Origin of the sequence: Terrimonas pollutisoli, assembly GCF_029360765.1 — a bacterium.
In the GTDB taxonomy this organism is placed as follows: domain Bacteria; phylum Bacteroidota; class Bacteroidia; order Chitinophagales; family Chitinophagaceae; genus Terrimonas_B; species Terrimonas_B pollutisoli.
Genome location: NZ_JARKNA010000001.1, coordinates 504,911 through 517,017, shown reverse-complemented (window position 1 = coordinate 517,017; position 12,107 = coordinate 504,911). Strand labels below are relative to the sequence as shown.

Annotated in this window: 7 protein-coding genes; 5 read left to right on the top strand and 2 right to left on the bottom strand. The window is 43.4% G+C overall.

Annotated features, from left to right (window positions below; genetic code table 11):
• Window positions 1–103 precede the first annotated feature (103 nt).
• The gene (locus tag P2W73_RS01990) at window positions 104–1,663 is read right to left on the bottom strand and encodes a gluconokinase (RefSeq protein WP_276500301.1); all 1,560 of its coding nucleotides are present in this window, start codon (window positions 1,661–1,663) and stop codon (window positions 104–106) included.
• Window positions 1,664–1,674: 11 nt separating this feature from the next.
• Window positions 1,675–2,664 (bottom strand): helix-turn-helix domain-containing protein, encoded by a 990-nt coding sequence (locus P2W73_RS01985; RefSeq protein WP_276500300.1) that lies wholly within the window; start codon window positions 2,662–2,664, stop codon window positions 1,675–1,677.
• A gap of 120 nt (window positions 2,665–2,784) precedes the next feature.
• On the opposite strand from P2W73_RS01985, the gene P2W73_RS01980 reads away from it, so the two are divergent.
• From P2W73_RS01980 to P2W73_RS01960, 5 genes are all read left to right on the top strand, one after another.
• Window positions 2,785–5,931 carry a SusC/RagA family TonB-linked outer membrane protein gene (locus tag P2W73_RS01980; RefSeq protein ID WP_276500299.1) on the top strand — a complete coding sequence of 1,049 codons (3,147 nt, stop codon included), beginning with the start codon at window positions 2,785–2,787 and terminating at the stop codon, window positions 5,929–5,931.
• A 35-nt stretch (window positions 5,932–5,966) separates the two neighbouring features.
• Entirely contained in the window at window positions 5,967–7,508 is a 1,542-nt protein-coding gene (locus P2W73_RS01975) for a SusD/RagB family nutrient-binding outer membrane lipoprotein (protein ID WP_276500298.1), read from the top strand.
• A 317-nt stretch (window positions 7,509–7,825) separates the two neighbouring features.
• Window positions 7,826–9,550: an IlvD/Edd family dehydratase gene (locus P2W73_RS01970; protein ID WP_276500297.1), complete on the top strand. Its 1,725-nt coding sequence runs from the start codon at window positions 7,826–7,828 to the stop codon at window positions 9,548–9,550.
• Between the two features lie 570 nt (window positions 9,551–10,120).
• Window positions 10,121–11,143: an SMP-30/gluconolactonase/LRE family protein gene (locus P2W73_RS01965; RefSeq protein ID WP_276500296.1), complete on the top strand. Its 1,023-nt coding sequence runs from the start codon at window positions 10,121–10,123 to the stop codon at window positions 11,141–11,143.
• Between the two features lie 134 nt (window positions 11,144–11,277).
• Complete coding sequence (locus P2W73_RS01960; RefSeq protein ID WP_276500295.1) at window positions 11,278–12,105, top strand: fumarylacetoacetate hydrolase family protein; 828 nt, start codon at window positions 11,278–11,280, stop codon at window positions 12,103–12,105.
• Window positions 12,106–12,107: the final 2 nt, after the last annotated feature.

Below are 12,107 nucleotides of genomic sequence, written 5' to 3'. Positions count from 1 at the left end.
GATGGTTTATACCGTTTAGACATTAATTTAATCTTATAGCTATGGTATAATCCCGACAGACATTTTGAACCACCAATAATATGATTCTAATGTCTCGTCGGTATTATTTATTGAGGGCCGTTTTAATTTTTCGCTGGGCCGCAACATCCTTGTGCTGCAGGTTAGCGATCTCTTCAAACTCACCGGCAAGACTATTGCTTAATCTTTCGAATATGCTGAAGTAACCTGCATATTCATTATGATTTTGTTTTTGCGGTTTAAACTCATCCGGCATTTCTACTTTTGTTGCGGCTTCATCCAGTGATTGATATATTCCCATTTCAATTGCACTTAAAAGGAATGCGCCGAAACTGACACTGTGAAAATTTTGCCGCAGTCTCACCGGCTTATTGAACATATCTGCAATCATCTGCGAACAAAAAGGAATGGTTGCAAAACTGCCGTTGATGGAAAGGCTTTTAATAGTACGGTGTTCTTCCAATATTTTCCCGATGCTGTATATCTCATATAAAATGCCTTCGATAGTGGCTCTTACAAAATGCCTTTTCTCATGTTTGATATTTAAACCGAAATAAGCTCCTCTTGCATTGGCATTCCAGATAGGAGCTCTTTCACCTAACAGGTAGGGAAGAAACAATAATCCATCAGAGCCAACGGGAACTTTCGAAGCTTCGGTAATAAGTTCCTGCATGCTCTGCTCTACATCAAACGGATTTTTAAAATCACCAAACTGACGGGCGAACCATTCGAAAATCACACCGCCATTATTGGTAGGGCCACCCGATACATAACAGTTTTCCGTAAGCAGGTAATTGAAGAAACGCTGTTTCTCGTCCTGCAAAACTTTATTGCCCATCACTCGCACGGCACCGCTGTCTTCAATGGTAATGGTCGCTTTGCCCTCACCTTTTACACCATCACCCAGCGTTGCCATGCATCCATCACTGGAGCCAACAATAATTTTTGTATCGACGGTAAGACCAAGAGAATTCTGATAAGCCTTTTTCAATTTTCCCGCCGATGTATAAACAGTCACCAACTCGGGTAGCATAGTTTCGGATATACCAGCAAATTTCAAGGCATCAGGTTCCCATTTTATTTTATGAATATTGAGCAGGCCGGTAGCAGAAGCAATGCTGTAATCCATAATATACTCACCCGTCAGTTGATGAATGATATAACTTTTTATAGATAAAAATTTAGCGGTTTGACGGAACCTTTCTTTGTCACTATTCTTTATCCACGATATTTTAAGCAAGGGTGACATGGGATGCAACGGTGTTCCGGTCGCATTATAGATAGCATTACCTGCAGCAGCGCTTTTCAACTCCTGCGCTTCCTTGTTCGCCCTGTTATCGGCCCAGGTGATAGCATTGCCGATGGGATTACCGTTTTTATCTACAGCCAGCACACTGTGCATGGAGGAACTAAAGCAGATGGTAGCCACCTTGTATTTTTTCGAATGAATTTTTTCATTCAGCAAATTTTTAAGCACATATAACATGGTAATAAAAATTTGCTCGGGGTCCTGCTCACTGTGATCGGGCTCGGTGTGAAAAGTGGGACAATAACCTTTTGAAGAACCGATCACATTCCCTTTCAGGTCGAATGCAAATACCCGCACGGCATTTGTTCCTAATTCTATTGTGATTATAACCTTCATGTTATTAAAAATTATTTTTCATTTAAATGATTTTTTCTGAATTCACTGGGTGTATAGCCGGTTAGTTTTTTAAAGGTGGTAGAAAAATGTTGCGACGAATAAAAGCCTGTATCGAGTGCGATATCGGTAAGGCTGATATCGGGACGCTTTAATAATTTGATGGCTTCCGAAATACGGATATTGATCAGGTAGTTGATCGGTGAAAAGCCAGAGTAATTTTTCACTTTTTCATTGAATAAGGTTGTGCCCAATCCTACTAATGCCGCCATTTCCTCCACCGTCCATTGATGCGAAAGATTCTGACGAAGGGCTTGTTCAAGGTTCATAAATGTTTTGGGGAAATCACGGCCGGGATTACTTTGCCGGGTAAGATGCCTGGTGATTTGTATAAACAATTCATCCAATTGATGATTGACACTGGCATGGAAACCGATTTCCTGGTTAAACAATTCGTTTTGAATAGATTTCAAAATCCTACCGGCTTCGTTACATTTCAACAGCACAGGCGAATTATTTAACTGCAACATTTTCCCGATCGCCAGCCCTTCGTTTTCGGTCAGGCCGCTCCACTTGCCAGCGATTATTTCACCTGTTTCTAATTTTTGTATGCAGAGATGTATCCAGGAGAAAGAACCAATCTCCAACACGCCATTATTACTTCCGAATTGCTGATCGGGCAACACCAATGCGACATCGCCAGGATAAAGTGTAAATGATTGTTGCTGGATGGTCCATTCAAATTTCCCTTCCATCACGTAGTATATCCTGATACCGCCTGTTGTTGTTACCGGAAAATGGTTAAGCTGGATAGAGATATTTTTTTTAATACCCAATTCGAGAATATGCGGAAACAACCGCAACTCTTTGCAACTTCCCTGCTGAAGTACAAATTGGTTCATGCAAGCTTCGCTGATTAGTAATTGTATAACCTCTGAATAGTCAACAACATTTCGTCCACATAAAGAAAGGGAATTTATTTCACCGGCAAGTACAAAATTCACCAGCGTATTTTTTTGGAAGTTTTTATTTGAGACTATAAATACTTTGGACGAGGATTGCGAACCCTGGAACATTAAAAAAGTTTCAGAACGCTACTATTCCATCACTAAACAACTTGCGATATGAAAGAACATTCAAAGCCTGTTGCAACAGGTTTTACCCAACTACTGCTTTCTTTTTCCCTCTTACTTTGTTTATCTGCCGCAAATGCGCAGACCGTTTCGGGAACGGTATCCGATGAAAGTGGGAAAAAACTTTCCTCTGTTTCTGTCACTGTCAAAGGAACTTCCGTAGGCACCACCACTGATGCTTCCGGCCTGTATTCGATTAATGCCGCATCGGATGCTACACTGGTCGTCAGCTCTGTGGGTTATGCAACTATAGATATGCCTGTCAGCGGACGAAAGGTTGTAGATATAACATTATTAACGGCGGCTCAAAGCCTCGATGCCGTTGTGATCACGGCATTAGGTATTACCAAACAAGCCCGTGGATTGGGCTATTCAGCTACCAATGTAAAGGCGGATGAATTGACGATCAACCGAACGCCGAATATGATCAATGCCCTGCAGGGAAAAGTAGCTGGTGTCAATATTTCTTCACTCGGCACAGGCCCGGGTGGTACTTCTAAAATCCGTATCCGCGGCCAGTCTTCTATCGGTGGTCAAAACAATCCACTCATTGTCATCAATGGTGTGCCGATTGATAACACCAATTTTAATGATAATGCCGTGTCGGTAAAAGGAGGCGGTAGCTATTCCGATGGTGGCGATGGTTTATCCAGCATTAACCCGGATGACATCGAAAGCATGACCATATTGAAAGGTGCACCGGCAGCGGCTTTGTATGGATCAAGGGCACAGAATGGTGTGATCATGATCACCACTAAAACAAAAGGTAAAGGAAAGGGCATCGGTGTGTCTTATAATCTTAACTATATGAATGAAACACCTTTGGACTTTACCGAATATCAAAAAGAATACGGGCAAGGCGAAGGTGGCAAACGGCCCACGACACGTAATCCGACTTCAGGCCAATGGTCCTTTGGTGAAAAATTTGCACCGGGCATGACGCATATTCTTTTCGATAGTCTTACTGTTCCTTATGAACCACAAGGCAGCAGGATCAAAGAATTTTATCGTAACGGACAAAACATTTCTAATACGGTTACCATGGAAATGGGTGGCGATAAAGGTGGAATACATTTTTCCTTAAACAATACCGACAACCTGGGCATTGTACCAAACAATAAGTTCAACCGCAAAACCATGAATCTTGGTTTTAACTATAACTTGTCAGACAAGTTTAGTTTTGGCGGTAACATCAACTACTCAAGGGAGAATAATAAGAACCCACCCAATATTGCGAACCAGGATAATTCAATCCCCACTACGCTGATGGCCCTGGCTAATTCAATGCCATTGAGTGTACTCGAAGCAAACAAATACAATGCAGCAGGCAACGAATATATCTATTCACGGTTTATGAACCGCACCAATCCCTATTGGGTGTTGGCAGAGCAATTTCACAATGTAAAACGAGACAGAATATTTGGTAATGTATTTACTAAATATAATATACTCCCCTGGTTGTTTGTTCAGGGACGTTTTGGTCAGGACTATTGGTCAAGAGATGAGGACTTCAATAATTTCCCAACGGGTCATGCTTCAAGACCTGCTGTCCCCGGTTTTGCCAACGGTGTGTATACGCAAGAAGCCCGTCGCTTCAGAGAGACCAATCTGGATTTCTTGGTAAGTGCTACCAAACAATTTGGAGACTTTGATGCTACACTTACTGGCGGTGGTAACCAATTGAGAAGAACCGCTAACATAAACAATGTAGTGGTAACAGACTTCTTTGTGCGGGGACTTTACACTGTTCAAAATGGCAGAGCCAAGGACCCGATCTATACATTGATCGAACAAGGTGTCAACTCGCTATACAGTTCTGCTGAAATATCATGGAAAAGAACCTTGTACTTAAATGGGACCGTACGAAACGATTGGTTCTCCACACTGTCACCGGAGAACAGGAGTATCCTCTATCCTTCTGTTTCGGGTGCTTATGTATTTTCTGAAACGCTTCAAAATATTCCATGGTTATCTTTTGGTAAGGTCAGGATCGGTTATGCAGAAGTGGGAAGTGATGGCTCTGTAGCTCCTTACTCAGACCAGTTATTTTATGCTGTGAATGCCAACCTGATCAACAATCCGTCCGGCACACCCGTACCTGTTGGTACCAGTGGTACATCTATACCTAATCCTAATCTGAAACCAAGTCGTGTAGCAGAAACGGAAGTTGGACTTGAATTAAAATTGTTCAAAAACCGGGTGAATCTTGATTTTGCTGCCTATCGCAAAATAACCAGCGACCAGATCGTGCAGGTACAGGTTTCTGATGCTTCCGGCTTTTTGAATACAAGTATCAATAGCGGCAAGAGCCGTAATCTCGGTTATGAAGCATTGTTAAATATTATCCCTGTTCAAAAGAAAGACTTCAGGTGGGAATTCACCGCGAATGCTTCGTATAACAAAACAAAAGTATTAAGCATTTTAACAGACAAAGCCGGCGAAAGAATTACAACTGCAACCCATGTATTCAACGGTGAAGTAAGACATGTGGTTGGTGAAGAGATGGGACAAATTGCAGGGTTTGGTTATGCTACAGATGATAAAGGCCAACGAATTTTCCAGGCCAATGGATTGCCTTTGCGTACAAGCAGCCTGGTTTTGTTTGGCAGCGCCTTGCCCAAATGGACCGGTGGCTTTTTAAATTCATTTAACTACAAAGGAATCAGCCTGGCGGTTTTCATTGACTTCAAGCTAGGCAATAAAATGCTTTCGGGAACAAATTTCAATGCAATACGTCATGGTTTACACAAAATTACTCTCGAAGGCAGAGTGGATAGTGTGCTCGGACAGGGTGTGAACACATCCGGTGGGGTGAACACAAAGAGAGCCGCTGTTCAAACTTATTGGGAACACTTGCGGTCACAACAGATCGTAGAACGGGTGATATATAATGGTGGTTATTGGAAACTGCGTCAAATTACATTGGGCTATGACTTTACAAAATATGTTCCGGCTAAATGGCCCATCAAAGGCCTCAAGCTTGATTTCATTGCCAACAATGTACTCATCATAAAAAAATGGGTTGACAATATTGACCCGGAAAGCTTTGGATTTGCTTCTGACAACCAGGTTGGATTAGAATCACCCGGCCTGCCGACGACCAGGGGATTGGGTTTAAACTTAAACATCAAATTTTAACGCAACCGATCCTTAAACAATAAAAAATTATTCAGATGAAGAAGATATTAAACTACAGCTTACTAATCACACTGGTAGTAGTGACAGTTTCGTGTGAAAAAGGATTGGAACGATTGAATAAAAATAAAACCAGTCCTACTGCAGTCGATCCTGCATTGCTGTTGAACAATGCCGTCATCAACACATCTTTTCCGACAAGAACGGTGATCTTCGATGTTGGCATTGTTCAGCAAATGGTTACTCCCAACGGTGGTGTATTAGCCGGGGCTAATTTTAACCAGGATAGCCGTGATGCGACGCTGGCAGGATTATGGTCAGTTTATTATCAGAATGTCATTAAGTACACCCAGGATGCTATCGTGAAAACGAAGGAGAATCCCGCCAGGAGCAATTTGTATAATATGGCCCGCATTTTCCAGGCTTATGCCTTTATGATATTGACCGATGAATATGGATACGTCCCTTATACCGAAGGAGGCATTGGCTACGCCGACCAGCTATTCTTTCCTAAATATGATGCACAACAGGATATCTATCCAAAGATCATACAGGAATTAACGGAAGCTTCAGCAGCGTTAAACACAACATCAACAATTGAAACGGCCGATGTTTTATACAGTGGCAATATAGATAAATGGAAAAAATTTGGCTACTCTTTATTGCTGCGTGCCGGCATGCGGCTTAGCAAAATTGATGCAGCCAAAGCACAAGCCACGGTGCAAGCTGCGGTGACTGGTGGTGTCATAATGGTAAACGACGACAATGCCTATATGCGGCATGATGCTAACTATGCGTCACCAATCGGCAATATGCTGAATGGTACAGAGGCAGCGAATTTTTATTTGACAAAACCTTTTGTGGATCATTTAAAAACCACGAATGACCCCCGCTTGTCGTCGATAGCTATTCGATATAAAGGCGCTACTTCGGGACCAGGTCAAACAGTGGCTATTGGCACTACCAGCCCTGCTGACCAAATTGGAATGCCGATCGGTTATGACAATGGTACAATTGTGGCAAGAGCGACTGCTGATGGACTTGCCAGTTTCTACGATTACAGCCAGGTAGACCGCAGGCGGATGGCAAAAACGACAGCGCCCATATTTTTTGTAACCGCTGCGCAAACAAAATTGTTATTGGCTGAAGCTGCCTTCAGAGGTTGGATCAGTACCGGCACGGCTGAACAATATTTTTCCGATGGCATAAGAGCTCATATGGATCAAATGGCCACCTACGATGCCGCATCAGCGGTATCGGCTACGGCGCGGGATACCTATGTTGGCGCAAATCCTTTGACTGCCAGCACCGAGTTAGAACAGATCAATACGCAATACTGGATCGCATCGTTTCTAAACGGACCGGAGGCCTTTGCCAATTTTAGAAGAAGTGGTTTCCCGACATTAACAGCCAACCCCTATGGCCAACCGAACAACCCGGATGTGCCAAACGGAACATTTATCAGGAGACTCACTTATCCAACTTCTGAACTTTCTGTCAACGCTACCAATGTAAATGCAGCCATCGCCGCACAGGGAGCAGATAAATTGAGCACAAGAGTATGGTGGGATAAACAGTAAAAAAAAAATGAATGTTATTGGCTGTAGATAAAAGTTTAAAAGGTTCAATGAGTTTCAGAGGTTTCAAAGGTTTCAAAGGTTTTTAAATCAGCCAATGTTAAAAAACAAATCGGGTAAGGAATGACCTGTTCCTTGCCCGGTTATTAAGAAAATTCAGTTCATTATCGTATTCCATAATACTGCAAAGCCGTCTGTATTATTGTTATTATCAAAGCTGATATTTGCAAGGATCATAACACATAGCTTTGTTGTGTTATGATAAACAATCCAGGTTCCTTGTTGGAGCAATGGATGATTTTATAGGTTAATTTTTTGAAATGAAAGAACAACAAAAACTCCGCAGCCACGATTGGTTTGGCCGAAAAGATAAAGACGGGATCATTTACAGGAGCTGGATGAAAAACCAGGGTATGCCCACCGATCTGTTTGACGGTCGGCCTGTTATTGGCATTTGTAATACATTCAGTGAACTGACACCCTGCAATGCGCATTTCCGCGACATGGCTGAAATGGTAAAGCGGGGCGTACTGGAAGCCGGTGGATTTCCATTGGAATTTCCAATTATGAGTTTGGGTGAAACACTGCTAAAACCAACAGCGATGTTGTTTCGCAATCTCGCCAGCATGGATGCAGAGGAGTCGATAAGAGGCAATCCTATTGATGGTGTTGTATTGCTTACCGGTTGTGATAAAACAACACCCTCAACAGTGATGGGTGCAGCCAGTGTAGGCCTTCCAACAATCGTAGTACCCGGCGGTCCTATGCTTAACGGGAGATACAAAGGACAGACCATCGGCTCCGGCACACATGTCTGGAAGTTTGATGAAGATATGAAGACGGGAAAAATGACACAGGAAGATTGCGAATATGCGGAGAGTTGTATGAGCCGCAGCATTGGTCATTGTATGACGATGGGCACAGCGAGCACCATGGCCTGCATGGTCGAATCGCTGGGATTAACCTTATCAGGCGCCGCCGCCATCCCCGCCGCTGACTCCCGTAAAAAAACCTTGGCACAGCTAAGCGGCAGAAGAATTGTGGAAATGGTAAAAGAAAATTTAACCATAGATAAAATATTGACAAGAGAGGCATTTGAAAATGCCATCATGGTCAACGCCGCTGTAGGTGGGTCTTCCAATTTCATTATTCACTTAACAGCTATTGCCGGAAGAATCGGTGTTGATCTGAAGCTGGATGATTTTGATACGGTAGGAAGCAAAATACCATTACTATTAAACCTTATGCCTTCCGGCAAATACCTGATGGAAGACTTCTTCTATGCAGGCGGGCTGCCGGTTATCTTAAATGAATTAAAAGATCATTTGCACAAAAAAGCGATTACCGTCACTGGTAAAAATCATCAGGATAATATTGCCGGCAGTACCGATTGTTATAATGAAGATGTCATCGCCAGTGTCAAAAAACCTTTTATTGACGAAGCAGGTTGCGTTGTGGTAAAAGGAAATCTTGCTATAAACGGTGCTGTGATGAAACCTTCCGCCGCCACACCTGCATTGATGAAACACACCGGCCGGGCCGTTGTATTCGAAAACATAGAAGACTATCATGCACGGATTGACGACCCCAATTTGGATATTGATGAAAACTGTGTGATGGTGTTAAAGTATGTCGGCCCTGTTGGCTATCCCGGTATGCCCGAGGTAGGCAACATGGCTTTGCCAAAAAAGATCCTTGAAAAAGGTATAAAAGACATGGTGCGCATCAGTGATGGCAGAATGAGTGGCACGGCCTATGGCACCGTGGTGTTACATGTTTCACCCGAGTCAGCTATTGGTGGCAATCTTGCCCTGGTACAAAACGGCGATATGATCGAACTGGATGTAGAGAAACGAAAATTGCATCTTCATGTTTCAGACGAAGAGCTGGCAAAACGCCGTACAGCATGGACGGCACCACAGTCTGCAGCCAAACGGGGTTATGTAAGCATGTATGTAAAGCATGTGCAGGGTGCAGATAAAGGCGCTGACCTGGATTTTTTGCAGGGAAACTCAGGCTCAGTCGTGACGAGAGATTCGCATTAAAGGCCCCCTTCCGATCCCGACGAAATGTCGGAACCACCAATGCACAGCCCTCGCTTTTCAACGACTCCGCATTCTAAATCGAAGTCTTCGAAAGTGCTGAGCAGGGCCTCACCTAACCTCTCCGAAGGAGAGGAACAACACACAGCCCTCGCTTTTCGGAGATGCTGATAGTAATCAGTGACTTCGAAAATGCCAAATAGAGGTGTGATGTAGATGTGGTAGATATGAAGTTCAGTAGAGAGATGCAGCGCCGCTCCCTCTCCACCCGGAGAGGGAGAAGGTGGGAGAGGCCGATGTGGTAGTTATGAAGTTTGGATTTGTAATGCAGCGCCGCTCCCTCTCCACCCGGAGAGGGAGAAGGAGGGTGAGGCCGACCTGATGATGCAAGCAGCATTGCAGTCCTGAGCGACGTCGAAGGATCATCGCCTGCTCAGCCTGTGCTGAGCGAAGCCGAAGCATCGCACACTTCATCGTGCTGTAATTCTAATGAACAAAATGAAACAGCAGGAAATAACTACTGTTCTTTAAATTTATTTTTCATTTATTGAAATCAAAACAACCCTGCATGCCATGAAACCAGCTCTGCTAATTTTTACTTCATTTATCCTTTTTGCCTGTAATAATAACCCGCAAAACAAAAAACAAGAATCAACTTTGAAAACGATGGGAACAATTGAACGCATTGATGTTTCGCTGGACAATATTATTTCGGCCGGCGCACAGCCTGAAATTATTGCGGATGGTTTTGAATGGAGCGAAGGCCCCTTATGGATTGAGCAACACAACATGCTTTTATTCTCCGATGTGCCCACCAATACCGTTTACAAATGGACCGAAGAAAAAGGAAAGGAAATTTACCTCAACCCTTCCGGTTACACCGATTCCGCAAAACGTGGCGGCGAGATGGGATCAAATGGTTTGACATTGGATACAAAAGGCAATCTTGTTCTATGCCAGCATGGCAACAGGCAAATGGCAATGATGGATGCGCCATTGGATCAACCTGCTGCAAAGTTTGTAACGCTTGCTGGTAAATACCAGGGCAAAAGATTCAGCAGTCCCAATGATGCCGTCTACAACTCCGCTGGCGAATTATTTTTTACCGATCCACCCTATGGACTGGAATCGCAAAGTGATGATGATCCCAAAAAAGAAATTAGCTGGAACGGCGTGTACAAACTAAAAACAAATGGAGAAGTGCTGTTGCTGGTAGACAGTATCACCCGTCCCAACGGCCTTGCATTTTTACCTGGTGAAAAGCAATTGATCATCGCCTGTTCTGATTCAGATAGACCGAACTGGTATATCTATGATATCAGCGGGGATTCATTGATCAATGGAAAAATATTTTACAGCACGGCCAACGAAAGACAAGGAGTAAAAGGACTGCCGGATGGATTAAAAATTGACAAGGCAGGTAACATCTTTGCAACAGGCCCGGGGGGAGTTTGGATATTTAATAGCAACGGGAAAGTAGCGGGTAAAATAAGACTGGAAGAATCCGCTTCGAATGTAGCATTATCCACTGATGAAAAAACTTTATACATCACCAATGATATGTATGTGCTGCGATTGAAAATGAAAGCCCCCTAAATCCCCCGAAGAGGGACTTATAGAAAACCTGCAATTAATACACTTCCCCGACTGGGCGGGGCAACATGAGGAAATTAAGTGGTTTTAAAAACCGGGGCGGGTATTGAACAACACTATTACTCAAAAAATAACAGATGAAACTATACAAAACCAACAGCGGCATTGTCATTGAATCCGCAGAGAATTTTTTTCTTGTAAACGAAGACTGGGAATCCTTTATCAACGACGATAAGCTTTATGAAAAACTGCAACAACTTATCTCCGTATTACAACCCACCGATAAAAGTGTGCTGAATGGGGTACTGGCGCCCATTGGTAATAACCAGGAGCTATGGGCATGTGGTGTCACTTACCTGCGTAGCAAAGTAGGCAGGCAGGAAGAATCAAAAGCAACGGGTGGCGCTGATTTTTATGCAAGAGTGTATGAAGCAGAAAGACCCGAAGTTTTTTTTAAATCTACACCTCACCGTGTAGTTGGACATTTGGGAAAAGTTGCCATACGCAAAGATTCAACTTGGGATGTACCCGAACCGGAATTGACATTAGTCGTTACTTCATCCGGAAAAATAGTTGGCTATACTATCGGTAATGATATGAGCAGCCGCAGTATTGAAGGTGAAAACCCATTGTACCTGCCGCAAGCCAAAACCTATGACGCCTGCGCTGCGTTGGGCCCCTGCATCTTTGTACCCGGCAAATCCATTGATAGTAATTCGATGATCCATTTGCAGATCAACAGGCAAAATCAAAAAGTATTTGAAGGAAGCATTGCCATCAATCAAATGCGAAGGTCATTGGAAGAGCTGGTGTCATTTGTGTACAGGGAATGTTCTTTTCCAAAAGGCTGCCTGGTAATGACCGGCACGGGTATCGTACCGGGTCATGATTTCACCTTGCAAAGCGGTGATGAAATCCAAATCAGCATTGACAATATCGGCACACTCATCAACACGGTGCGTTAAGC